The 22,976-nt window shown below is 60.5% G+C and carries 23 protein-coding genes and 1 tRNA gene; 5 read left to right on the top strand and 19 right to left on the bottom strand.

Annotation, left to right across the window (positions count from 1 at the left end; translation table 11 throughout):
- Positions 1–19 precede the first annotated feature (19 nt).
- A complete protein-coding gene (locus DMP17_RS01645; protein ID WP_337827342.1) occupies positions 20–499 on the top strand; it encodes a PaaI family thioesterase in 480 nt (159 codons plus the stop codon).
- The gene (locus tag DMP17_RS01640) at positions 496–870 is read left to right on the top strand and encodes a PaaI family thioesterase (RefSeq protein ID WP_337827341.1); all 375 of its coding nucleotides are present in this window, start codon (positions 496–498) and stop codon (positions 868–870) included. The genes DMP17_RS01645 and DMP17_RS01640 overlap by 4 nt, the downstream gene beginning before the upstream one ends.
- A 19-nt stretch (positions 871–889) precedes the next feature.
- Here DMP17_RS01640 and DMP17_RS01635 read toward each other — a convergent pair whose 3' ends face one another.
- From DMP17_RS01635 to argH, 5 genes are read right to left on the bottom strand one after another with little or no spacing between them, the layout of a single operon-like run.
- Positions 890–1,900, bottom strand: coding sequence for a zinc transporter ZntB (locus tag DMP17_RS01635; protein ID WP_337827340.1), 1,011 nt, complete (start codon positions 1,898–1,900; stop codon positions 890–892).
- The gene (locus tag DMP17_RS01630) at positions 1,882–2,658 is read right to left on the bottom strand and encodes a precorrin-2 dehydrogenase/sirohydrochlorin ferrochelatase family protein (RefSeq protein WP_337827339.1); all 777 of its coding nucleotides are present in this window, start codon (positions 2,656–2,658) and stop codon (positions 1,882–1,884) included. The genes DMP17_RS01635 and DMP17_RS01630 overlap by 19 nt, the downstream gene beginning before the upstream one ends.
- Complete coding sequence (gene lysA / locus DMP17_RS01625) at positions 2,658–3,941, bottom strand: diaminopimelate decarboxylase (RefSeq protein WP_337827338.1); 1,284 nt, start codon at positions 3,939–3,941, stop codon at positions 2,658–2,660. Before lysA ends, DMP17_RS01630 begins: the two co-directional genes overlap by 1 nt.
- Before the next feature lie 24 nt (positions 3,942–3,965).
- Positions 3,966–4,232, bottom strand: coding sequence for a hypothetical protein (locus DMP17_RS01620; RefSeq protein ID WP_337827337.1), 267 nt, complete (start codon positions 4,230–4,232; stop codon positions 3,966–3,968).
- Positions 4,229–5,668, bottom strand: a complete 1,440-nt coding sequence (gene argH, locus DMP17_RS01615) for an argininosuccinate lyase (protein ID WP_337827336.1) — start codon at positions 5,666–5,668, stop codon at positions 4,229–4,231. The genes DMP17_RS01620 and argH overlap by 4 nt, the downstream gene beginning before the upstream one ends.
- Here argH and DMP17_RS01610 point away from each other — a divergent pair.
- Together DMP17_RS01610 and DMP17_RS01605 are read left to right on the top strand one after the other, a co-directional pair.
- A complete protein-coding gene (locus tag DMP17_RS01610) occupies positions 5,628–6,245 on the top strand; it encodes a TlpA family protein disulfide reductase (protein ID WP_337827335.1) in 618 nt (205 codons plus the stop codon). The two genes, argH and DMP17_RS01610, sit on opposite strands and share 41 nt — an antisense overlap.
- A 256-nt stretch (positions 6,246–6,501) precedes the next feature.
- Complete coding sequence (locus DMP17_RS01605; protein WP_337827334.1) at positions 6,502–7,683, top strand: cell wall hydrolase; 1,182 nt, start codon at positions 6,502–6,504, stop codon at positions 7,681–7,683.
- 127 nt (positions 7,684–7,810) lie between these two features.
- Here DMP17_RS01605 and DMP17_RS01600 read toward each other — a convergent pair whose 3' ends face one another.
- The 14 genes from DMP17_RS01600 to hisG form a co-directional block, all read right to left on the bottom strand.
- On the bottom strand, positions 7,811–10,807 hold the full coding sequence (locus tag DMP17_RS01600; RefSeq protein ID WP_337827333.1) for a TonB-dependent receptor domain-containing protein: 2,997 nt from the start codon (positions 10,805–10,807) through the stop codon (positions 7,811–7,813).
- Positions 10,808–11,030: 223 nt separating this feature from the next.
- Positions 11,031–11,106, bottom strand: a tRNA-Phe gene (locus tag DMP17_RS01595).
- 55 nt (positions 11,107–11,161) lie between these two features.
- Positions 11,162–11,419 carry a DNA gyrase inhibitor YacG gene (locus DMP17_RS01590; protein WP_337827332.1) on the bottom strand — a complete coding sequence of 86 codons (258 nt, stop codon included), beginning with the start codon at positions 11,417–11,419 and terminating at the stop codon, positions 11,162–11,164.
- Positions 11,400–12,392 (bottom strand): hypothetical protein, encoded by a 993-nt coding sequence (locus DMP17_RS01585; protein ID WP_337827331.1) that lies wholly within the window; start codon positions 12,390–12,392, stop codon positions 11,400–11,402. Before DMP17_RS01585 ends, DMP17_RS01590 begins: the two co-directional genes overlap by 20 nt.
- A gap of 8 nt (positions 12,393–12,400) precedes the next feature.
- Positions 12,401–12,976 carry a Maf family protein gene (locus tag DMP17_RS01580; protein ID WP_337827330.1) on the bottom strand — a complete coding sequence of 192 codons (576 nt, stop codon included), beginning with the start codon at positions 12,974–12,976 and terminating at the stop codon, positions 12,401–12,403.
- 36 nt (positions 12,977–13,012) lie between these two features.
- Positions 13,013–13,264, bottom strand: coding sequence for a translation initiation factor IF-1 (gene infA / locus DMP17_RS01575; RefSeq protein ID WP_337827329.1), 252 nt, complete (start codon positions 13,262–13,264; stop codon positions 13,013–13,015).
- 112 nt (positions 13,265–13,376) lie between these two features.
- A complete protein-coding gene (locus DMP17_RS01570) occupies positions 13,377–14,237 on the bottom strand; it encodes a cupin-like domain-containing protein (protein ID WP_337827328.1) in 861 nt (286 codons plus the stop codon).
- Positions 14,234–15,316 carry a GNAT family N-acetyltransferase gene (locus DMP17_RS01565; protein ID WP_337827327.1) on the bottom strand — a complete coding sequence of 361 codons (1,083 nt, stop codon included), beginning with the start codon at positions 15,314–15,316 and terminating at the stop codon, positions 14,234–14,236. Before DMP17_RS01565 ends, DMP17_RS01570 begins: the two co-directional genes overlap by 4 nt.
- Before the next feature lie 280 nt (positions 15,317–15,596).
- Positions 15,597–17,702 carry a sodium-translocating pyrophosphatase gene (locus tag DMP17_RS01560; protein ID WP_337827326.1) on the bottom strand — a complete coding sequence of 702 codons (2,106 nt, stop codon included), beginning with the start codon at positions 17,700–17,702 and terminating at the stop codon, positions 15,597–15,599.
- Positions 17,703–17,937: 235 nt separating this feature from the next.
- Positions 17,938–18,858, bottom strand: a complete 921-nt coding sequence (thiL, locus tag DMP17_RS01555; RefSeq protein WP_337827325.1) for a thiamine-phosphate kinase — start codon at positions 18,856–18,858, stop codon at positions 17,938–17,940.
- A gap of 41 nt (positions 18,859–18,899) precedes the next feature.
- Positions 18,900–19,346, bottom strand: a complete 447-nt coding sequence (nusB, locus tag DMP17_RS01550) for a transcription antitermination factor NusB (RefSeq protein ID WP_337827324.1) — start codon at positions 19,344–19,346, stop codon at positions 18,900–18,902.
- Positions 19,347–19,370: 24 nt separating this feature from the next.
- The gene (locus DMP17_RS01545) at positions 19,371–19,892 is read right to left on the bottom strand and encodes a DUF1993 domain-containing protein (protein ID WP_337827323.1); all 522 of its coding nucleotides are present in this window, start codon (positions 19,890–19,892) and stop codon (positions 19,371–19,373) included.
- A gap of 10 nt (positions 19,893–19,902) precedes the next feature.
- Positions 19,903–21,201: a histidinol dehydrogenase gene (hisD, locus tag DMP17_RS01540; protein ID WP_337827322.1), complete on the bottom strand. Its 1,299-nt coding sequence runs from the start codon at positions 21,199–21,201 to the stop codon at positions 19,903–19,905.
- Positions 21,188–21,931 carry an ATP phosphoribosyltransferase gene (gene hisG, locus DMP17_RS01535; RefSeq protein WP_337827321.1) on the bottom strand — a complete coding sequence of 248 codons (744 nt, stop codon included), beginning with the start codon at positions 21,929–21,931 and terminating at the stop codon, positions 21,188–21,190. Before hisG ends, hisD begins: the two co-directional genes overlap by 14 nt.
- Here hisG and DMP17_RS01530 point away from each other — a divergent pair.
- A complete protein-coding gene (locus DMP17_RS01530) occupies positions 21,899–22,975 on the top strand; it encodes a DUF2332 domain-containing protein (protein WP_337827320.1) in 1,077 nt (358 codons plus the stop codon). The two genes, hisG and DMP17_RS01530, sit on opposite strands and share 33 nt — an antisense overlap.
- The last annotated feature ends 1 nt before the right edge of the window (position 22,976 follow it).

The following is a 22,976-nucleotide window of genomic DNA, read 5'->3' as shown; positions in this document are numbered from 1 at the left end:
TCCAAAGAGTTGCCTTCTTATGACCGATATTTCCGCCCCTTCCGATTCCGCTTATCCGCCGCCCGGCGCATTTGATGGCGAACGCTTTTCCAAAGCGACGATGGTGCATGGGCATGGCGGCGTCCTTGGCATGAAATGGCACGGGCGCGGGCCGGACTGGATCGAGCTGTGCCTCCCCTGGCAGGATGCGCTGGTCGGCGATGCGGCGCGCGGCGTTATGGCGACCGGCCCGATCATCACGCTGATGGACATGGCGACCAGCCTTGCGGCGTGGGAAAAGCAAGGCCATTTCCGCCCGCAGGCCACGCTGGACCTGCGCGTTGATTATCTGCGCGCGGCGGGCGTCGGCAATGCGATTATCGGGCGCGGCCAATGCTACCGGCTCACCAAATCCATCGCCTTTGTACGCGGCATTGCGCATGAAGGCGATGCCGATGATCCGGTCGCCCATGTCGCAGGCACCTTCATGTTTACCGGCGAGCCTTGGGGCAAAAGATGAGCGCAAACCTTCCCCCTTATGCGCATCTGTTGGGCATCAGCGTCGAAGCGGATGGCACGCTTGCCATGCCGTTCGGCACCGCGGTATTGGGCCGCCCCGGCTATTTGCATGGCGGCGCGATTGCAGGATTGCTGGAGATGGCGCTGCACAAGGCATTGCGCGAAGAATTGGGCGCGGAAGCCGCCGACACCGTCATCAAGCCGATCAATGTCACCATCACTTATATGCGCGGCGGGCGCGAGATGATGACCTATGCCAAAGCGGTGGTGAACCGTGTCGGCAGCCGCGTCGCCAATGTCGAGGCCCATGCCTGGCAGGATGATGCCAATGCCCCGATTGCGTCGGCAAGCTGCAACTTCCTCAAAGGCTGATTAGCACCAGCGTCCGCGCTTAATTCTGATACCATTTGCGGATCGAAAACCAGCCGATAATCGCGACCGACAGCAGGAAACAGCCGCCCGTCACCCACCAGAAAGCGTGCGGATGCTGGGCATAAGGGATTCCTGCGACATTCATGCCGAGAAGGCCGGTGATGAAGGTCAAGGGCAGGAAAATCATCGCGACAATCGACAGGAAAAGCGAACGCTGATCGATGGTTTCCGCGCGCAGATCGGTCAGTTCTTCATGCGCAACCGCCGAGCGTTCGCGCACCGCTTCCAATTCTTCGGCCATGCGCGCGCAGCGGTCGGCGGCGGCGCGGATTTTGATCTGGTCACTTTCGTCGAGCCAGTCGAAATTCATTTGCTGGAGCCGCTCCAAGGCCGCGCGTTGCGGGGCGATGAAGCGGCGATAACCGATCGCCGTTTGCCGCACACGCGACACGCGGCGGCGGATAGCCATCGGGCGCTGCGCGGTTTCGAGGACCGATTCAATATCGTCGAGCCTGTCGCCCAGATCGGCGACTTTCGGGTCCAATTCTTCGGTAATCGCATCGGCGAGCGCGGCTATCACATCGCCCGCATCGCTATATTTGCCCCGCTCCATCGCGGCATGGACCGTATGGAGCGCGAGAAGGTCGCGAAAGCTTGCGGTGACAAGGAAATTGCGCTCCGCCCACATCCGGAGCGACACCAGCGGGTCGCCATTATATTGCTCGACCTCGCCAAGCCCGCGCAGGTTTAGCATCGCGCCGTCGCCCAGCCGTTCGGACCGCGGGCGGGTTTCAAAGGCGGTCAACGCATCGCGCGCCATATCGGGCATTGAAATCGGGCAATCCGCCGGATGCAGCGCCGCACCGCGCTCCAGATCATAATGGATCCAGACAAGCTCCGCGCCATTGGCGGCGGCCGGGTTCGCGTCTTCAAGCCGCGCTTTGTGCGGGCCGTTCTGATCGACAATCCACACGGTCAGCTTGCGCGTCGTGTCGCTCTCGACGGTTTCACTCAGCCCTTTGTCAACCAAATGATGATCCTTCCGCCTGTGGCCGCGCTGTCGGGCGGCGGCGTTTCGCTTGGCACCCGTTTCGCATCGGCGCGCGCGCGATGCAAGATGGCGGGCGCAATCGCCATCTGGTGCCAGATTTCATCGGCTTGGCCGAGCAAACGCGCCGCTTTTAGCGTCAGATCGTCGGGATCATCGCTGGCGATTTTGAAGTGGTGGAGCGCCGGATACTCCGCGCCGGATGCGGTGAGCCAGCGGTCGATATGGTCGGCGGCATCGGGCCGCAGCGGGTCGATGTTCCCACCTTCTGCAAGGCCTTCGTCAATCGCGCGGCGGCGGGCATCGGCATCGGGCCAGCGCGCGGTGATGCGTGGACGGTTGGTGAACAAAGCGGCGGCGAGCGCGCCCAGCTTTGCGGGCAAAAGTGCCTCGATTCGCTGGCGCAGCGCCTTGGCCAATCCGGCGGAAGCCCCGCCGGTGCCGATGGCGATAATCACCGGATCGCGGTCGACAATGGCGGGCAAGGTAAAATCGCAAAGATCGCGCATATCGGCGACATTGACGAGCATCCCGCGCCCTCGCAGAAACGCCGCCGTCGCCGCCATTTCTTGGCTATTTTCCAAGGCGATAAAGGCAAAACGCGCAGGCATGGCAGGGTCATCGGTGACGATACCGCCCGCGCGGTCGACCAGCCGCCTTTTGGCGTCCGCGGCATCGCCTTCGCCCAGCACCAGCACGGTTTCGCCCGTCAAGCGGACAAAGACCGGCAGGCTATGCATCAGTCCGCGCCGCCCTTGGCCGGATGGGCAAGGAAATCAGGGACGCGCTCGGCCGCAGCAATGGTGGCGGCGGGGATGCGGTCCGCGACAATCGCCCATTGGTCGCCATCGACCATGACTTCGGGCACCATCGGGCGGCTGTTATACGTGGACGCCATCGTCGCGCCATAAGCGCCCGCCGAACGGAACACCGCCAAATCGCCCGCTTCGACCGCATCAATGTCGCGTGCCATCGCGAAAGTATCGCTCGATTCGCACACCGGTCCGACAATGTTCGCGACCATCCGCTTGTCATTGGGCGTGACCGCCGCAAAATCATGCCAAGCATCATAGAGCGCAGGCCGCGCCAGATCATTCATCGCCGCATCGACGATGACGAACGGGTGCGCGATACCCGGCTTTACGCGGATTACAGTCGTCGCCATGATGCCTGCATTGGCGCAGATTACGCGGCCCGGTTCGAACATCAAAGTGACGCCCCAATCCTTGGTCACGCGCGCGACCATCGCGCCATATTCTTCCGGTGTCGGCGGCACTTCGCCTTCCTTGTAGCGCACGCCAAGACCGCCGCCCAAATCCACGCGGCTGATTGTATGGCCGTCCGCGCGAAGCTTGGCGATAAGGTCGCCAATGCGCTTAAACGCCGCCTCCAACGGGTCAAGGCTCAGCAATTGGCTGCCGATATGGAGCGCAATGCCGCGCATTTCCAAGCCCGGCAATGCGGCCAAGCGGCCATAAATATCCGCCGACAAATCATAAGGCACGCCGAATTTATTTTCCGCCTTGCCGGTCGAAATTTTGGCGTGGGTGCCAGCGTCCACATCCGGATTGACGCGCAAGGTCGCCACCGCGCGCTTGCCCGTTTTTTCGGCTACCGCCGCCAATTCGACGCCTTCAATCTCGCTTTCGAGGTTGAATTGGCCGATACCGCGTTCCAGCCCGACGCGCATTTCCTCTTCGGTTTTGCCGACGCCGGAAAAGACGATGTCCTCCGGCTTCATGCCCGCCGCAATCGCGCGCTCAAGCTCGCCTGCCGAGACAACATCCGCGCCATAGCCCATGCGCGCCATCAGGCCCAGAACTGCAAGGTTGGGATTGGCTTTGACCGCGAAACAACATTTGACATCGCCCGCCTGCGCTACCCCTTCGGCAAAGCTTTTCGCATGGCGTTCCAGCGTGCTGCGCGAATAAAGATAAACGGGTGTGCCGACGTCGGCGGCGATGGTCGCAACCGGAATGTCTTCGGCCATCAACTGGCCGTCGCGATATTGGAAATGATCCACTGTCAAATTGTCCTGTTAGTTTTTTTAGCCGGGAGGAGGAAGATCGAACGGGTCGTCTTTCCGTTTTTCGGACCGCCGGAGCAGTTCGTCGCTGCGGTCCGGACGGGTTTGCGGTTTGGGCGTGATGAGATCATCGGCGGTCGGCGGTGTTTCCGCGCCTGCTGGCGCGACCGGCAGGCTTTCGCCCGACGCCGGTTTCAACGCGACCTTTTTGCCGCAAGCCGTAAGCGACAGGCTCCCGACAAGGAGCGCCGCCAGCATGACCTTTTTTTTGCGCGCTATCGGCATCACAAGCCCAATTCCTTCCGTGCTTCGGCGACACGCGCGCGCACCTCGGACGGTGCGGTGCCGCCGAAACTGGTCCGGCTCGCCACCGATGCGTCCACCGGTAGCATAGCCATAGCGCCCGCGTCGATACGGCTATCAATCGCCTTCAAATCGTCAAGCGTGAGCGCCATGAGGCCGCCGCCCTTATCCTCGGCCGCTTTGACTACCGCGCCGGTGATATGGTGCGCCTCGCGGAACGGCACGCCCGCTTCGCGCACCAGCCAGTCGGCCAGGTCGGTGGCGGTCGCAAAACCGCTTTCGGCCAGCGCGCGCATCCGGTCAGTGCGGAAAGTCGTGGTTTCGACCATGCCGGTCATCGCCGCGATGGAGAGGGCAAGCAGGTCATGCGCTTCGAATACGGGCGGCTTATCATCCTGCATATCTTTGGAATAAGCGAGCGGCAGGCCCTTCATCGTCATGACGAGCGCGGTCATACAACCCGCAATTCGCCCCGCATGGCCGCGCACCAGTTCGGCGGCGTCAGGGTTGCGCTTTTGCGGCATGATAGAGCTGCCGGTCGAATAAGCATCAGGGAGCGAGACAAAGCCGAACGGCTGGCTTGCCCAGATGATAAACTCTTCGGCCAAGCGCGACAGATGGAGCGCACATTGGGTCGCGGCCATCAGATAATCGAGCGCGAAATCGCGGTCGGAAACGCTGTCCAAGCTATTGCGTGTCGGGCCATTTTCAAAGCCGAGCGCGGCGGCGGTGGCTTGCCGGTCAATCTTGTGACCGGTGCCTGCAAGCGCGGCGGCCCCCAAGGGCGACTGGTTTAATCGCGCGCGCGCATCGGCAAAGCGGCTGCGGTCGCGCGCAATCATTTCATAATAGGCCATAAGATGGTGGCCAAGCGTTACCGGCTGGGCGCTCTGCAAATGGGTGAAGCCGGGCATGATGCTGTCTGCATGTTCATCGGCGCGGATCACCAACTGTGTCTGGAGCGCGGCCAGCCCTGCATCGACCTCGTCAATCGCATCGCGCACCCACAGCTTAAAATCGGTCGCGACCTGATCGTTGCGCGAACGGGCGGTATGGAGCCTTCCGGCGGCGGGGCCGATCAGCTCGGCGAGCCGCGATTCCACCGTCATATGAATATCTTCAAGCGCCATATCGACCGGAACGCCATTGGCCTCATAATCGGCGGCGATCCGGTCCAGCCCGTCTATAATGGCTTTGACATCGGCGTTGGCAATAATGGCCTGCGCGCCCAGCATCGCGACATGGGCCTTGGACCCTGCTATATCCTGTTGCCACAAACGCTTGTCGAACGGGATGGAGGCATTTATCTCGCGCATGATGGCGCTTGGCCCCGCGGCAAAGCGCCCGCCCCACATATTATTCGCCTTTGGAGTATCCGCCATGTCTGCCTTTTCCCGCATCGCTTTTGGCACGCTCGTCACGGGCGCGCTGCTGCTCGGCGCGTGCGATAAGGAAAAGGCGGGGGACGGGCAACCCCCGGCGGGGCAGAATATGGTAACAGATGGAACTGTTCCGGAGGGGCCAGCCGCGCAAGCTGCCGATGGCTCCAAGGAAAATTACACAATCGACCGCAGCCGTAAGGGAAAGCCGGTCGCTGATCTGGACTTTACCGGCGATAATGATGCGGCGGTAAGTTTAAGCGATTATCGCGGGAAACCGATGCTTTTGAACCTGTGGGCGACATGGTGCGGGCCGTGCGTGGTTGAAATGCCCGCGCTCGACAGTCTTGCCGGAACGCTTGCGGACAAGGTGGCGGTGGTGGCGGTGTCGCAGGATCTCAAAGGCGCGGAGCCGGTCGATGCTTTTTTTGCCAAAACAGGGCTCAAGCATCTGAAGCCCTTTATCGACCCCGAAAACAAATTGGGGCAAGGGTTGGAAGTCGGCGCGCTCCCGACCACCATCCTCATCGACAAGGACGGCAAGGAAGTGTTGCGCGTCAATGGCGCGCTGGATTGGACCGGCAAGGAAGCCGCGGCGCTGATTGCCGAAGCGGGGTGAGATGTTGCACGGCGCACACCCCCTAAACCCCTAGTAATCACAGGATATTTTGCGTTACATCTTGATACCGCGTGCTGCTGGTTTCAGGGTTAAACTTCTGCTAAGGGCGTGTCCCTTAACGGGACAAAGCGGGTTCCGGCCCGATTCCTTTGGTTATTTGGCAATAAATATCGGGTAAAAGGGTCGAAATTTGCAATCCGGGCGGGTGGCCTTGGCCCCCTCCCCCACAAAGATTTGTGCGACATAGTTGAACGAGATGCAAAAGGGCTGGGCACATAAGGACAGGCTGCGCAAGGCAGCAGCAGCCGAGCGCGCGGCGTTGGGGATGAAAGCCCCCTTCCCCGCATGGGTGCGCTATGGCGCGGGCACGGCGCTCATCCTGTCGCTATTTACCGTGTCGCACGCCGTCGCAAGCAGCGCGGCGGAGGGGTATAAAGTGTCCACCCCCGTCCGCTTCAAACCTTATGATACGCAGCTATGGGCCGCGACCCATGCCGGATCGCGCGATGCCGCCGCGATGATCGACCCGTCCATCCCCGACCCCAATGCCGCCGACCTTCTGAACGCAGCGAGCGGCACTGCGCTGACGCCGTTGCAGGTCAAGGAGCAGGCGTTTATCGGTCCCGCCGCCAACCGCTATGTGTTCCACGGGCGCAGCGCGACCGATACATCGCGCGCGTTGCAATGCCTCACCACCGCTATCTATTATGAAGCCGCGTCCGAAAGCGATGACGGGATGCGCGGCGTCGCCCAAGTGGTGCTGAACCGCGTGCGCCATCCGAGTTTCCCGAACAGCGTGTGCGGCGTGGTGTTCCAAGGGTCGGAGCGCACCACCGGCTGCCAGTTCAGCTTTGCGTGCGATGGCGCGATGGCGCGGCGGCCCGCAACGGCGGAATGGCTACGCTCGCGCCGCATTGCCGCCGAAGCCTTGTCGGGGCGGACCTTCCCGAGCGTCGGCCTTGCGACCCATTATCACACGCAGGCGATCTGGCCCTATTGGGGCAAGACGTTGGTGATGACCAATGTGATCGGCGCGCATATTTTCCACCGCTGGCGTGGGCGCTGGGGCGAACTCTCCGCTTTCCGCCAGCCTTATGCGGGCCGCGAGCCGGTGCCGGGGCCGCATCGTTCGATTGCCGACCAGATTGCGGGTAAAGCGACTACGCCGATGGCGGGCGTAGCGGGCGGCGAAGCGGTCGCGCTTGATCCGGCAGTTGCGAAAGCAATTGCAGAGGCCAAAGCCGCCGACCTTGGCGGACGGCCTGTAACGGATGGAAGCACACCGCATCCGACGCCCTCTACGCCTACCCGCTCGGCCTCAACGCCCGGCTTCACCGCCGCCCCGCCGGTCCAGCGCGACTATGCCGACCCCGCGCTCAACACATCGGGCGAGGTCAAGGAACAGTTTAAGGAAAGCGGGAGCTGGAAGACGAAATAAGGGGCGGCGCAGGTTCACGCCCTCACCCATTATTTGGCTCACCTCCGCTCGCGCTTCCCCCAACCATAAAAAAAGGGGCGCTTCCACCATCGGGAAGCGCCCCTTTTTATCGCTTATACGGCTTTGGTCAGAATTTCGCTTCGACGCCCACCGTGAAGGAACGCCCACGCGGATCGGCCACACGCGGCTCCCAGCTCGACCCCGCGCCGGTATTACTGTCATAGGTAATCGCAAAGGGCGGGTCGGTGTCGAACAGGTTACGGACACCCAAGGTCATCTGATACCGGTCCGTAACCTTGAAGGCCGTCGACAGATTATAGATGACATAATCCTTGACCTTTTCATTATAGTCCGGACGGGTCAGCGCACCTGCAATCAACCGGTTATTTTCATAGCCTTTGCGGAAGATTTGCGAGAAGGACACGCTAATGTCATCGTTCGACCATGTCACAAAGGCATTATGCTTCCAGCGCAAGCCAAGGTCGCCAGTGTAAGTGAAAATACCAACGAGATCGCGCCACGGCGCTTCATCGACAAAACGCTCTTTCTTTTTAACAAGATAGGTTCCGTCAATGCCCGCCGTTAATGCGCCATTGCCAACATCGAACCCGCCACGCAGGACCAGTTCAATCCCTTGGGTGCGGCGCGAGCCGAGATTACCCGTCCGCAAATCCAACTGGTCGATGACTCCGGCCTGATTGCGGATAATCCGGTCTGCAAAAAATTGGGAATAACGCAGCACGTCACCCGATGTCGGTGCGCCAATCACATCATCGACATTGATCGACCAGAAATCGACCGAGGCGGTGAAATGACGCGAAGGCTTCACCACGACACCAACGCTATATTGTTTCGATTTTTCGGGTCCGACGTCAAGCTTGCCGCCGTTGAGCGTTTCCGCATTGATATTCTGTGACGCGATCGACACACAGCCGGGAACCGAGGTTGTGACGACACCATTGGGACATAGCAGCGGGTCACCCAGCGATGCGCCGGTGATCGGCGATTCGGTCGTGCCGTTGAAAATCTGGTTGAAATTGGGGACGCGGAAGCCGGTGCTGTACGATCCCCGGAACATCAACCAATCGGTCGGGCGGAACTGTACCGCAACCTTGGGATTCCATGTTGTGCCAAAGCCGGTATAATCGTCGACGCGGCCCGCCAGCGTCACATCCAACCTGTCAAACACCGGCAATAATATTTCGGCGTAGGCGGCCTTCACCGTGCGGTGCAGCCCCTCCAACGCATTCACATTGTCAAAGGCGACGTTGAAGATGTCGGGCGCACCGACAATACCGGCAGAAGACCCGTCAAACGTGTAGCTTTCGCGGCGATAGTCGATACCAGCCGCCAATTTTGCATCGCCACCGGGCAGCGCGAACAATGTCCCGGAAACCGACCCGTCAAACTGCGTCACCTTATATTGCCCGCTATACAGCATCACCCCTTCCGCGGAGATAGCCTTGAGAGCAGCCATAGCCTCCGGCGTTTGCGTGACCGAGAAGGGATTCAAAATGCCGCTATTGAGCAAGCCGACAATGCCCGGAGCCGTCGCACCGGGCGCGATAGGCGCGCGCGGGTCGATATCACCAGCAACCACAGGAATTCTTTTGGTGGGATCGTTCGGATCGGGCTTCGTCACGCCCGATGCTGCTGCATAGGCTGCATTGGGAAAAACGCCGCGATAATGATAGCCACTCCCCAAGGTGGAGGTAACGCGGCTGCGGGCAAACGACCCCCCCACGCGATAATCCCAATTGGTCGCGATCGGGCCTTCAAGGCCAAGAGCCGCACGCAGCGTATTGGTATCGGTTATATATTCGCGCTCGCCACAGGCAATACAACGCCAGCGATAAGCGATAGGCTTGCCATAATTGGCGCGCAAAGCCGCATCATTGGGGAAAGCGGCCACCAGCTGATTGAAAATGCCGTTATAGGTCGATTGTGTTACATTGTTGAGCGGATAATAAAGCGGCAACGCGGCAGTATTACCCGAATATTGGTTATGCGAAAAAATCTTGCGTGATTCCGCATCCGATCCTGTGATTTCCGCATAGGCTTGGTGGTCGCCCAGTTTCACCGTAGCGCGGCCATAATAGGTCAGGGTCTGCAGCGGTTGCTGCAGCACTGCGGCCCGCCCGGTATCCCAAGCACAAGCATAGCGGGCTGTGGGCGCGCCCCACAACAGCTCATCATAAGCCATGCCACCTTCGACCGAATCGCAACCGGCACCGCCCGGCAGATCCAGCGTATTTACCCCGCCATTCGGGACTGCTGTTCCTGCAAGAAGGCTTCCGTTCGGCGCAAAAATACCGTTCGCCCCGATGGAAAATATCGTCGCGATAGGCGTGCCGCGTGTATCCGCCGACAGGCCGCGTTCCGGCTGGTTGGTGTTGACAAAGTCGCGCTTAGATCCGCGCAGGATTTTATTCCAACTATACGAAACAGCGCCCATGATATTGAAGCCCTGTTCTTCGAGATCGCCATAGCCAGCCGTCGCCGACAAACGATAAATATTACCATCCCCCCTTTCGGTGAAATCGGTAAAGCCGTTCAGGGTAAGGCCTTGATAATTTGTCTTGGTGATAAAGTTGATCACGCCGCCGATGGCATCAGTGCCGTAAATAGCGGATGCACCGTCTTTCAAGACTTCGACCCGTTCGATTGCGGCAAAGGGAATCTGGTTGACGTCGACCGCAGAACCGGTGAGGCCGTGCGCCGCAACGCGCCGTCCATTGAGCAACACCAAGGTCGATGATGCCCCCTGCCCGCGCAGGTTGGCTGCCGACAAGCCGTTGGTGCCGCGCTGCGCGCCGCTGGTGACATCGGAATTCGCCGCAAGATTGTCCGAACCGTTGCCGTTGGTCGACAAATAGGAAATTAGTTGTTCGGGGCTGTTAATCCCTTCGCGTTGCAATTCCTGGCTGGTCACAACCTGGAGCGGCAGGGCGCTTTTGGTCGGATCCTGCTTGATGCGCGATCCGGTCACGATGATGGCGCTATCGCCGGACGATTCGGCAGAATCGCTTGCAACGCTGGTCGTGGTTTCGGTCGTTTCCTGCGCATAAAGCGGGGTTGCCGCAACGCCAAACGCCAGAACGGACGCCGTTACCTTAAAGGCCATTTTCCTCATCTTATATCCCCTTTTATCTCCGGCACTTCCCTTGTTTCTTGCGGATACTTTTGCCGGTCTCCCATGCGAGGCTAATCAATCCTTGAAAGCTTGGCAATCAGGATGATGACGAAAATGTGACCGGACAAGCAGGAGCATCAAAAGTGCGACACGCAAGACACAGTTTGGCGGCCAGTAAAGGCGCATAGGCCGATAATAATATGAAGGGGAAAAGTGGTGCCTCGGGGCGGGATCGAACCACCGACACTGCGATTTTCAGTCGCATGCTCTACCAACTGAGCTACCGAGGCATCTTTGGCGGGCCGGTTCGCTTCAACCGGCTCCGTCTGGAAGCCGCGCCTTTAATCAGTCATCGGTGCCACTGTCCAGCCCGTTTATGTTATTTTTTTCGATTTGTTCGAGCGCATCCTCGTCGAGCGCCGCTCCGGGGAGCTTGTAACCGTCGTCCGCCCAGTGCAAAAAGTCGCGGTCGCGGCAGCCTTTGCTACAGAAAGGGCGATAGTCCTGAACCGTCGCTTTGCCGCAAATCGGGCAGGCGCGTGCGCGTTTGGTTGCGGTTTTGGTTGGGTTTTGGGAAACAGGTTTAACTGACATAGCCGCCATGAATGCCAAGGCTGGCATCGCTTGCCAAGCTTATTTCACGGCCCAGACTGCGCGCCAACTGTCCGCCCCAATCGGGCCGACTTTCAAGCAAGGCGATGACCGCAGGCGGTGCGGTGATGGTCGCAAGCCCTGTTCCTTGCGCACGTTCTGCCCGTCGCAGCAGCGCGAGCGCTGCTGATTCGACCGGCGCATATTGGATAAGTTCGGCCAAGGACGCCCGTTCACGACGGCGCACGACCTGCATCAGGCCAAAACCGTTGACCGCCGTGCGTTCGAACGGTTGCGGCAGCACCGCATCAAACGCATCGGCAATCGCAGCGCGTGCGGCTTTTTCTTCGAGCGTCGGAAAGTCGATACCGATCGAGCCAGCAATCCCCATGCGGCGGATTGCGTCGGCCGCCGCCGCGCTGCCGCGCTTTGCAAGCTCTGCGGGCTTTAACGGGCCATCAATGTCGATGACGGTCATGGCAGGGGTGAGCGCGATGCGCAGCGCCCCGCCGTCAAAGGCCACCTCACCGCTCGCCGCTTCCTCCAGCAATTCGCTCCAACCCGCCTCTTCCAGCCGGTCCTCGGCATCATGCGGGCTGGCCATCAACACATTATGGCCGGTCATTCGGATGCGCTGGAGCAATTTCTTGCCGGGGGCCGGTTTGGCAGCGCCCTTCACTCCGCGCGCCTTGGCCAGCTTGGCGCGGCCGGGTTCTATAATCGCTTCACGCACTATTTCGACCGTCACGCGCCCGCCTTCGGTCAATTTGGGCGGGATGGGTTCAAGCAGCACATCCTCGCCGCTATCCAGCCGGACAATGCCACGCAGCTTGGCGATACGCTGTTCGACCATGCGCCCGCCAGCAATCGCGCCAATGCGGGCCTGATCGCTGTCGCGTTCGATCTGCGCTTCAACGATGCGCCCTTTATGGACGAGCGCGGCGCGCGCTTCGCCGATACCGTCTTCGTAAATCCATTCCGCCATGATGCGTTTCAATCCACCGGATAGCCCGCCGAACGCAGCAGGGTGCGCACTTCGTAAAGCGGCAAGCCGACCACGCCCGTATAGGTGCCGGACATAAAATCAACGAGCGCAGCCGCGCGGCCTTGAATGGCATAGCCGCCCGCTTTGCCGCGTCCTTCACCGCTCGCGACATAGGCCGCGATTTCAGTGTCGCTCAAGCGTTTGAAACGGACAATCGTGTCGGTGATGCGGCTGCGCATCCGCCCTTCGGTGTCGATGAGCGCAATCGCGCTCCACACATGGTGGCGACGGCCCGATAATCTGGCGATGAGGTCGGCGACGATTGCGTCTGTATCGGCAGGCGGCAATATGCGGCGGCCGAGCGCCACAGTCGTATCGCCTGCCAGCACGATATGCCCTTCGGGGCGCGGCACGGCTTCGGCTTTTTCTTCGGCCATGCGCAGCGCATAGAGGCGCGGCAATTCGCCAGAGCGCGGGCTTTCGTCAATGTCGGGCGAGTGGATGGCGTCAGGCGTCACGCCGATTTGCGCCAAAAGGTCGCGTCGGCGCGGCGATGAAGAGGCAAGGATCAGCCGCGCCGTCATAGTCTTAACCCGTAAACGTCCGCAAAAATGCGGCTTTTACGACGAGGACGGCCCGGGGCCGCCACGGCCCGGCATGAAGCGGTAGGTGATACGGCCCTTGGTAAGATCATAGGGCGTCAATTCGACCAGCACTTCATCGCCCACCAGCACGCGGATGCGGTTCTTGCGCATCTTGCCTGCGGTATGCCCCAATATTTCATGGTCATTTTCCAGTTTCACACGGAACATCGCGTTGGGGAGAAGCTCCACAACGGTGCCGCGCATTTCAAGCAGTTCTTCTTTTGCCATAAATCTCTTTTACAGATGTAATATTCGAATATTCTTGGCGCGCCTGTAACGCCAAAGCAGGAAAAAAGAAAGTCTTTGCGCAGAAAAGTCGTGCGGCCCGGCGGATGCGGGGTCAGTGGACCAGCTTCAAGCGCCGCAGCCCGCGCCACAGCAAGGATTTGGCGTGCGCTTCGTCGGGCCAGCGCGGCGGGGCTGTGGGTGCGATGCCCCATTTACGGATAAGGCCGTTGGTGCGGCGCGCTTCGGCTTCGCGGTAACTCCATTCAGACCGCCAGGTAATCGACAAGGAAATCGCGGCCTTATCCGCTACCTTGACCCAGTGCGGGGCCATGACGGGGACATAAATGGCATCCCCCGGCGCAAGCGCAACGGCCAGCCCCGCCCCGTCAAAACCATCCTCCCAAACAAGGTTGCGATGGCCGCCCGCATGGTAATTTTCATGCGCAGTGTCGGCGGCAAAGCGCGCATCGCCCGCCGGATAGACGGTCATTGTCTTGGCACCGCGTAAATGGACAAGAATATTATGTTCAGGGTCGAAATGAAACGGCGTCACCGCGCCCGGCGAGGAGATGAAGATAAACCCTTGCGGCGTCAGCATCTCGCCGGTCGTCGCGCGCACGGTCGGTTCCAGTTCACCGAGCAACGCCAGCAGGAGCGCGCGATAGGCGGGCACCGTCTCGATATTTTTGAGCACCATCCAAGAGCCGTTATCGTCAATCGTGCGGATGGTTTCGGCAATGGCAAGGCCGTTTGCGGGAATATCGTCGGGGTCGATGCCGACCGGCAAATCGCCTCGATTATATTCGATAGCGGACGGCGCAAGCAGCCCCGACAGATCCGCCAATGCGTCCAATGTCAGCAGGTCATGCGCGTGCAAATTATGACGCAGCGCGCGCGGTTGTTCGGGATAAGCGGCGGCAAAATCGGCAAGCGCCTCTGCGCCGAACACCCGCTGTTGGTCGGTTGCCGTCATATCTGCCCCTTTTGCTCCGCCTTTGGCCGCTTGCTCCATGCGCGCAACCGTTCGAGTGCGCGGATGCTTTTGAAGATCAGCCGGTTCCTTGGACCGCCCACCGCAACCGCAATGCGCACAATCGCACGCCGTTCGGCCCACAGGCTGTTGATCATCGAATGATTTTGCGCAGCGCAGCTATCAATCCAGTCCAGCCCGCGCGCGGCGAGCAATTCCAGATTTTCGCGCTGGATGAGAACACCCGGCGAATAGCGCGCATAATCTTCGTCATAGGCGGTTTTGAACGAAAAGCCGCCGCGCCCGCTCAGGAAATGGCACAGCATCGCAATCGGCTTGTCGCCTAGCCATAAGGTCAGCCCGTCAAGCTGCCCGTGCCGATGTGCGCCCTCCAGCACATCGCGGAAAAAACCCGCAGTGCGCGCGTCAGACCCGAGCGCCGAGCCTTCCTCGCCTTTCCAACCGGTGCGTTCGAGCGCAAGGAAGCGTGTCGCCCACGCATCGACATCATCGCCTTTAGCCAACCGTTCAAAGCGCATCGGCCCAAGCTCGGCAAGCCGCGCGGCCTGCCGCCGCAATTCCTTGCGCTTTTTGCCGCGCACATGGCGGTCCCAATAATCCTGCGCGGGAATGTCGGTTTGCACCATTGCGCGGGATTCGCGCAGTACAATGTCGCACCCCCTGCCCTCGCGCGCGGCTACGGCGCTTAGCGCACGGCAAACCGGCCCGTCTTCGACCATGCCGACCAGATAGAGTATGGGATGCGCGATGCGCGCCCTGTCGAGCGCGTCCAGCAAGGCCGCCCAGAACGTCTCCTCCCATCCCGGCAGGATGAGCGGCGTGCCAAGAAAACAATTGGGATGCACCCAATTTTCCGAATGGGTCACCGGAAAGCGGCCATAGCGGCGCGCCGGAGCCAGCGCGATCAGCCCCGCCAATTCCCCTTCGCTTTGCCACAATGCGAACAGCCGCGCCTTGGCGTCGCTATCAAACAGCCGCAAACCCGGCAGCATGAACCAGCTTTCGGCAAAAGGGTTGGGTTCGACCGCGCCGCCCGCCAACCGGTCCCACGCCGCCTGCAACCCCGGCATTGTGCATAAAGGGGCAGATAAAGGATCGTGAACGGTCAGTTTGGGATAGGCTGTCTGCGCGGCGCACGACAAAGCCACCGCCTCGCCAAGCGGACGGTGACTGTCTTGCGCATATGCCCCGTTGAACAGAGTCTGTCCCCGCTATTGTTGCACATTCACTGCGGCCCTAGCGCAATCAGGTTAACATATATCAACAGCAAAAAAAGCCCTGCCCGTTTATGTCCGGACAGGGCTTTGAAAGGAGTGTATTAAAAATAGTGTCGCGCGCGGATTATATGGCTCCGTGCGCCAAAGCGGCAAGCAGCAGCAGCGCGACAATATTGGTAATCTTGATCATCGGGTTGACCGCAGGGCCAGCCGTGTCCTTGTAAGGATCGCCCACCGTGTCACCGGTCACCGCCGCTTTATGGGCTTCGGAGCCCTTGCCGCCATGATTGCCATCCTCGATATATTTTTTGGCATTGTCCCAAGCACCGCCGCCCGATGTCATCGACAGCGCGACGAACAGACCGCCGACAATGACGCCAAGGAGCAAGGCACCCAAAGCCGCAAAGCCGTTTTCCTGACCCGCCACAGCGGTAATCACGAAATAGACCACAATCGGAGCGAGCACCGGCAGCAGCGAAGGGATAATCATCTCCTTGATCGCCGCTTTGGTCACAAGGTCGACCGTGCGCGCATAGTCGGGACGCGAGGAATAATCCATGATGCCGGGATTGGCTTTGAATTGTTCACGCACATCCTTCACCACATCGCCCGCAGCGCGGCCAACAGCGGTCATGCCCATCGCCCCGAACAGATAAGGGAGCAACGCGCCGAGCAGCAGGCCCACGATCACATAGGGATTTTCGAGGCTGAAATTGACTTGCAACTCCCCGAAATATTCCTTGAGGTCGGTGGTATAAGCCGCAAACAGCACCAGCGCCGCCAAGCCTGCCGAACCGATGGCATAGCCTTTGGTGACGGCCTTGGTGGTGTTGCCCACCGCATCGAGCGCATCGGTCTTTTCACGGACCGAATCGTCAAGCCCTGCCATTTCGGCAATGCCGCCCGCATTATCCGTCACCGGACCATAAGCGTCGAGCGCGACGACCATACCGGCCAGCGCCAGCATCGCGGTCGCAGCAAAGGCAATGCCGATGAGGCCCGCCAACTGGTATGCGATGATGATACCGGCACAGATCACCAAGGTCGGCAGCGCGGTCGCTTCGAGCGAAATCGCAAGGCCTTGGATGACGTTGGTGCCGTGGCCGGTTTCCGATGCCTTGGCAATCGAGCGCACCGGACGATAGTTGGTGCCGGTATAATATTCGGTGATCCAGACAATGAGACCGGTCACAACCAGCCCCAGCATCATACACCAGAATAGGCTCATGCCGGTAAAGCTGCTGCCACCAGGGCCGGAAATGGCGCTGTTCAAATCGCCCAGCACATATTGGCTTGCAAACCAGATAGCGGGGATCGACAGCAAGGCAGTCACAAGGAAGCCTTTATACATGGCCCCCATAATGTTGGTGCCACCGCCCAGACGGACGAAATAGGTGCCGATAATCGAGGTGATGATGCACACCCCGCCGACCAGAAGCGGCAAGGACATGAGCGGAAGCAGCATATCGCCTGCATCCTTCATCAACAGTGCGAGCAACACCATGGTTGCGCCCACTGTCACGACATAGGTTTCGAAAAGGTCGGCGGCCATCCCTGCGCAATCGCCGACATTGTCGCCGACATTGTCCGCAATCACCGCAGGGTTGCGCGGGTCATCTTCGGGGATACCGGCTTCGACCTTGCCGACAAGGTCAGCGCCAACGTCCGCCGCTTTGGTGAAGATACCACCACCAAGACGCGCGAAAATGGAAATCAACGAGGCACCGAAGGCCAAAGCGACCAGCGCATCGACTACCGTGCGGCTGCCCGGCGCATGGCCTGCAACACCGACAAGATAGTAGAAAAAGCCTGCAATCGCGAGCAACGCGAGGCCTGCCACCAGCATCCCGGTAATCGCACCGGCTCTGAAAGCGAGGGTCAGGCCCTGCTGCAAGCCCGACTGCGCGGCTGCGGCGGTGCGGACGTTCGACTGCACCGAAATATTCATGCCGATAAAACCGGCCACGCCTGACAGGATCGCGCCGAGTGCAAAACCGATGGCCGATAGCGGACCCAGAAAGACACCGACCAGCACGGCCACCACCACGCCGACAATGGCGATGGTGCGATATTGGCGACCCAGATAGGCGCGTGCGCCTTCCTGAATGGCTCCGGCAATTTCCTGCATTTTTTCATTGCCCGCATCGGAGCGCATAATTTGCGCGCGGGTCACAAAGCCATAAATCACTGCGGCGAGCCCACAGGCAATGGCAATCAAAACCACATTCATGTGTTGATTTCCTTCCCCTTTTGTAAAGTGCGGGAAACCGCAGGCTTTGAGGCCTGCTTTTTAGATCCCCGCCATTTGATTATTATCTCTACAGCGTAATCTATGCGGGGAAAGTTACAGCAGAGCAAGCCCGAACAATTTGTTTTTTGCGTGGGAGGGGCGTGGCGTGCATGGGGAAGTGCCGTTGCGGAAGCGCGGCTGCGCGGCCTGTGTGCGCTAGGGAGCGGGCCTGCGCTTAATGCTGGTAGCCGAGCCTGTCGGGTAGCGGCAGGGCCTCGCCTGCAAAGCTGAGCGACAAACCTGTCCCGTCCGCGACATGGCCGATGGCGGTTGCATTGACCGGCGGAACCAATCCTTCGCCCAAGGTGAACAGGAGTTGATAATCATCACCCGCAGTTGCGGCCGCAAGGCGTGCTTCAATGCCCCCGCCTGAATGGGCTTTATAAGCCTCGGACAGCGGCACCGCGTCGAGGCGAATATGGAGAGCGACCCCGCTCGCCTCCGCCATGCGCCGCGCATCCACGAGCAGGCCATCCGATATGTCCATCATCGCGCTAACCTGTGGTCCAAGCGCCTGCCCTTCGGTTAGCTTCGGCTGTGGGCGGTTGTGCGCGGTAAGCAGCGCGGCGGGTTCGCTCTGCCCTAGCTGCGCCAGCGCAAGCCCCGCGCCTGCATCACCAATGGTCCCCGTGACCCACACTATGTCGCCCGGCTTCGCACCGGCACGCGAGGGCGCGCCGTTCGGACCTGCCTTGCCGATCGCGGTCAGCCCGAACGCACGCGCCGCGCCTTGCGGCATCCGCACCGTATCGCCGCCAAGCAACGGCACCGCAAAATGGTGGAGCGCCGCGCCCAGCCCTTCGACAAAGCGCGTATCCCATTTGTCGCTATCGGCAAGGCTATAGCCTAATAGCACGCCCACCGGCGTTGCGCCTGCTGCGGCCAGATCGGACAGATTGACCGCAACCAACCGCCAGGCAATATCGGCGGGGTCGGCACCTTTAAGGAAATGCACGCCTTCCACAATCATGTCATGGGTCAGCACCAGCGCGCCGCGCATATCGGGCAGCACCGCGCAATCATCGGCGAGACCCCGCGCGGACGGATCCACCGCAAGAGCCCTTAAGGCGTCGATAAACCGGCTTTCACCTGTCATGGCTGCATCTTCATGGCTGCACCCTACAGCACAAACCCGATTTAAGCGCGCACTTCCTTGGCGACCGCATCGAGCAGGCCGTTGATAAAGCCCGCCTCGCGCTTGTCGTAAAAGGCTTTGGCGACATCGACATATTCGCTGATCACGCTCCCCGTCGGCACATCGGCGCGCGCGAGCAGTTCATAAGTGCCAACGCGCAGGATTGCCTTCATCGGCTTATCGAGCCGCTCCAGCGACCATTGTGCATTGAGTTTGGACGCGACGACACCATCAATCTCGTCGAGCCGCGCATCGGTGCCGGTCACCAGATCGTCGAAAAAATCGACCTCGGCTTCGGCATATTCGACATCTTCGATGGTCGCGCCCAAACGGTGCTGGTGGAATTCATGGAGCAAGGACGGAATCGCCGTTCCTTCCATCTCTTTCTGGTAGAGCGCCTGCACCGCCGCGAGCCGCGCTGCCGAGCGGGATTGAGCTTTATTTGTCATCATATCAACCTGTTATAGCGCCTTTTAACGAGCCAGTCTCATGCGGCCCAAAAAGTCCCGCTTGCCGACCGGAACGCCAAGCATCCGGACCAGATCATAAGCGGTCGTGGCATGGAAATAGAAGTTGGGCTGCGAAAAAGACAGCAGGAAGTTTGCGCCGGTAAACGGCATCCGGATATCTCCGATTGCAAATACCACCTCGCGGTCCGCGAGCGCGTTCACTTCTTCGGGGGTGGCGGCCTCAAGTGCCGCAATCGCGTCGGCCAGTCTGGCCTTCAGTCCTGCAAAATCGCTCGGCGGCGGCGTGAAGTCGGGCGAAAACAACCCTTCGCGCGCCCCTTCCAGTGCGCCTGCCGAATGGAAAGCGGTGGATTTCACCTGATAGGCAAAGGGCAACATATCGTCGGCCAACCGCGCGCCGATAACCTTGTCGGCCTCATGCCCGTTTTCCGCGCACCAGCGTTCCGCTTTGTCGACAATAGCCGACACCGCGCCCAAAATCTGGAGGTTGGACGGCACGACCGCGTCATAAAGGGAGAAACTCATGGATATATCCTTATGCTTGTGAGGGGGCCAGCCGCTGAGCGACCGACAAAGCGTGAGCGGGCAGCCCTTCGGCTTCGGCAAGCGTGACCGCTGCTGGACCGATTGCCGCCAAGGCCGCATCATCGAGCGACAGGAAGCTGGTGCGCTTCATAAAATCGGTAACTGACAGGCCCGACGAAAAGCGCGCGCGGCGGCCCGTGGGTAACACATGGTTCGGCCCCGCCACATAATCGCCAATCGCTTCGGGCGTCATGCGGCCAAGGAATACCGATCCTGCGTGCTTTACTTGCGCAAACAGCGTATCGTGATTGTCGACCGCCAGTTCCAGATGTTCGGGCGCGAGGGCGTTGACGAGCGGCATTGCCGCTTCCAAGGTCGGCACCAACACGACCGCACCATAGGCCGCCCAGCTTGTCTGCGCCGTCGTTGCGGTCGCCAAAGCGGGGATGATCCGATCGACCGCCGCTATCACCGCATCGGCAAAAGCGGCATCATCGGTGAACAGGATCGACTGGCTGGTCGGGTCATGTTCGGCCTGACTCATCAAATCCGCGGCAATCCAGTCCGGATGATTATGCTTGTCCGCGACCACCACAATCTCGCTTGGCCCCGCCACCATGTCGATGCCGACCACGCCATAAAGCTGGCGCTTGGCTTCGGCGACCCACGCATTGCCGGGGCCGGTTATCACATCGACGCTACGAATTTTTTCCGTTCCATAGGCAAGCGCGGCCACCGCCTGAGCGCCGCCGATGCACCAAATTTCCTCGACGCCTGCAATCGCTGCGGCCGCCATCACCGCCGGATTAAGCGCGCCGTCGCGGGTCGGCGTTACCATGACGATGCGTTCAACGCCCGCCACTTTGGCCGGGATAGCGTTCATCAACAGCGAGCTGAGATAGGCCGCGCGGCCACCCGGCACATAGACGCCTGCCGCGTCCACCGGCGTCCAGCGGCTACCGAGTGTTGCGCCAATACTGTCGGTCGTCCGGCTATCCTGCGGCTTCTGCTTTTCGTGGAAAGTCGCGATGCGTTCCGCCGCCAATTCGAGCGCCGCGCGCAAATCCTCGGGGAGTTCATCGCGTGCCTTGGCACATAGAGCGGGGTCCACATGCCAGCCATCGGCGTCGAGATCATGATTATCAAAGCGGCGCGTATAGTCGGCCACCGCCGCATCCCCCTGTTCGCGCACCGCCGCGATGATTTGCGCAACATCGCGCGCTACATCGGCATCGCTTTCGCGCCGCCCGTTGACGAGCGCATTAAAGTCATCGGCAAAGCCAGCCGCGCTTGCGTCAAGCCGCAACATCGGCGCGCTCCGCTACGATCTGGCGGAAACGGTCGACCAGCGGCACCACTTCGGCGCTGCGCTGTTTGAAGGCCGCCCGGTTGACGATGAGCCGCGCGGACACTTGCGCCAACACATCGGTTTCGGTGAGGCCGTTTTCCTTGAGCGTGCGCCCCGACGACACAAGATCAACAATCCGCCGCGACAGGCCGAGCAAGGGCGCAATTTCCATCGCGCCGTTCAATTTCACACATTCGGCCTGGATGCCCTGCGCTTCATAATAGCGCCGTGTCGTCGCCGGATATTTGGTCGCAACGCGCACATGGCTCATGCCGCGCACATCTTCCGCCGCCAGCCCTTCCGGCTCTGCGACCGACAAGCGGCAATGGCCGATCTTCAAATCGACCGGCGCATATAATTCCGAATAGTTGAACTCGTCGACCACGTCCGAGCCGACAATGCCGATCTGCGCTGCGCCATGCGCCACAAAAGTCGCCACATCGAACGCGCGCACGCGGATGATGTCGATGTCGGGCCGGTTGGTCGCAAAGGTCAGTGCGCGGCTTTCCTTGTCGAAAAAAGCCGCTTCGGGTTCAATGCCCGCCGCCTTTAACAAAGGTAAGGCTTCGTCGAGAATCCGCCCCTTGGGGATTGCAAAGATGAGTTTTTGGGTCATGCTGCGGTGCAGCGTTACGCGACCATCAAGCGAAGGGCAACCATGATGACGGATAGAATTGAAGCATCGGGACATAGCGCGGATATTGTCCGCGCCGCCTTCGAAATACAGGCCGCTTATTGCGATGCGAATCAGGCACCTATCACGGCGCAAATATGCAGCGCGCTGGCGGGCGGGTTAAGCGCGGCAACCGAGACAGGTCGCGTAGTGCTGGGCTGGACCGGCAATGCGGTCGCGGACGGGCTGGTGTTGCGGCTGGTCGGCGGCGTGCATGACCTGTGGCTTACGGGTGATGCGCCGGAACTGGACGGGCTGTTTAAGGGGGAAGCGCGCGCGGACGATATGCTCCCGATTGTTGCGGCCTTTCTGGAACGGCAGGACGCGGCGCTGCTTCCCTGGCTTGATAGCCCGCCGCAAACCAATGAGCCGGGGCGGTCGGCTTCGCTGATGACCGGCCTCCTCCACCTTGCAGCGCGACATGGCGGGCGTATGGAGATTATCGAAATCGGTTCAAGTGCAGGGCTTAACCTGTTGATTGACCGCTTCCATATGGATTTAGGCGGGGTCAAAGTCGGGCCGGAGAACTCCACCGTCCAGATCACACCCGAATGGCGCGGTAGTCCCCCGCCGCACACGCTGCCCGATATTCTCTCCGTGCGCGGGAGCGACATCCAGCCGATGGATGCGACCCGGCCCGCCAATGAGCGGCGCTTGCTCGCTTATATATGGCAAGACCATCCGGCGCGGTTCGAGCGGGTTGCCAAAGCAATTGCGATGCAACGCGAACGGGCGGTCGATCTGGTCAAGGCCGATGCCGCCTATTGGGTCGAAGCGCAACTGGCTTTACCGCAGGACGATGGCGTGATGCGCGTCCTCATGCACTCGATCATGTGGCAATATATGGACGAACCGCGCCAACGCCGGATCACACAAGCGATGGAGGCAGCGGGCGCCAAAGCCACGCCCGACCGCCCGCTCGGCTGGGTCGCGGTAGAGGCCAACCGCAATTTGAGCCGCCATGATATTGTCATCCGCAGTTGGCCGGGACATGGCGAGCCGATGCTAATCGGCCATGCCCATGCCCACGGCTTTTGGGTCGAGCATAGCCCTCCGGCCTAAA

This window comes from Pseudonocardia sp. TMWB2A, from assembly GCF_017312135.1.
This window is presented reverse-complemented; position numbering and strand designations above follow the sequence as displayed.

What these genes read in the sequence shown, in the direction of transcription:
- DMP17_RS01645 (WP_337827342.1), top strand. Translation starts at nt 20, where the DNA reads ATGACCGATATTTCCGCCCCTTCCGATTCCGCTTATCCGCCGCCCGGC.
- DMP17_RS01640 (WP_337827341.1), top strand. Translation starts at nt 496, where the DNA reads ATGAGCGCAAACCTTCCCCCTTATGCGCATCTGTTGGGCATCAGCGTC.
- DMP17_RS01630 (WP_337827339.1), bottom strand. Translation starts at nt 2,658, where the DNA reads ATGCATAGCCTGCCGGTCTTTGTCCGCTTGACGGGCGAAACCGTGCTG.
- DMP17_RS01610 (WP_337827335.1), top strand. Translation starts at nt 5,628, where the DNA reads ATGTCTGCCTTTTCCCGCATCGCTTTTGGCACGCTCGTCACGGGCGCG.
- DMP17_RS01605 (WP_337827334.1), top strand. Translation starts at nt 6,502, where the DNA reads ATGCAAAAGGGCTGGGCACATAAGGACAGGCTGCGCAAGGCAGCAGCA.
- DMP17_RS01600 (WP_337827333.1), bottom strand. Translation starts at nt 10,807, where the DNA reads ATGGCCTTTAAGGTAACGGCGTCCGTTCTGGCGTTTGGCGTTGCGGCA.
- DMP17_RS01590 (WP_337827332.1), bottom strand. Translation starts at nt 11,419, where the DNA reads ATGGCGGCTATGTCAGTTAAACCTGTTTCCCAAAACCCAACCAAAACC.
- DMP17_RS01585 (WP_337827331.1), bottom strand. Translation starts at nt 12,392, where the DNA reads ATGGCGGAATGGATTTACGAAGACGGTATCGGCGAAGCGCGCGCCGCG.
- DMP17_RS01580 (WP_337827330.1), bottom strand. Translation starts at nt 12,976, where the DNA reads ATGACGGCGCGGCTGATCCTTGCCTCTTCATCGCCGCGCCGACGCGAC.
- infA (WP_337827329.1), bottom strand. Translation starts at nt 13,264, where the DNA reads ATGGCAAAAGAAGAACTGCTTGAAATGCGCGGCACCGTTGTGGAGCTT.
- DMP17_RS01570 (WP_337827328.1), bottom strand. Translation starts at nt 14,237, where the DNA reads ATGACGGCAACCGACCAACAGCGGGTGTTCGGCGCAGAGGCGCTTGCC.
- DMP17_RS01560 (WP_337827326.1), bottom strand. Translation starts at nt 17,702, where the DNA reads ATGAATGTGGTTTTGATTGCCATTGCCTGTGGGCTCGCCGCAGTGATT.
- thiL (WP_337827325.1), bottom strand. Translation starts at nt 18,858, where the DNA reads ATGACAGGTGAAAGCCGGTTTATCGACGCCTTAAGGGCTCTTGCGGTG.
- nusB (WP_337827324.1), bottom strand. Translation starts at nt 19,346, where the DNA reads ATGACAAATAAAGCTCAATCCCGCTCGGCAGCGCGGCTCGCGGCGGTG.
- DMP17_RS01545 (WP_337827323.1), bottom strand. Translation starts at nt 19,892, where the DNA reads ATGAGTTTCTCCCTTTATGACGCGGTCGTGCCGTCCAACCTCCAGATT.
- hisD (WP_337827322.1), bottom strand. Translation starts at nt 21,201, where the DNA reads ATGTTGCGGCTTGACGCAAGCGCGGCTGGCTTTGCCGATGACTTTAAT.
- DMP17_RS01530 (WP_337827320.1), top strand. Translation starts at nt 21,899, where the DNA reads ATGATGACGGATAGAATTGAAGCATCGGGACATAGCGCGGATATTGTC.
- hisG (WP_337827321.1), bottom strand. Translation starts at nt 21,931, where the DNA reads ATGTCCCGATGCTTCAATTCTATCCGTCATCATGGTTGCCCTTCGCTT.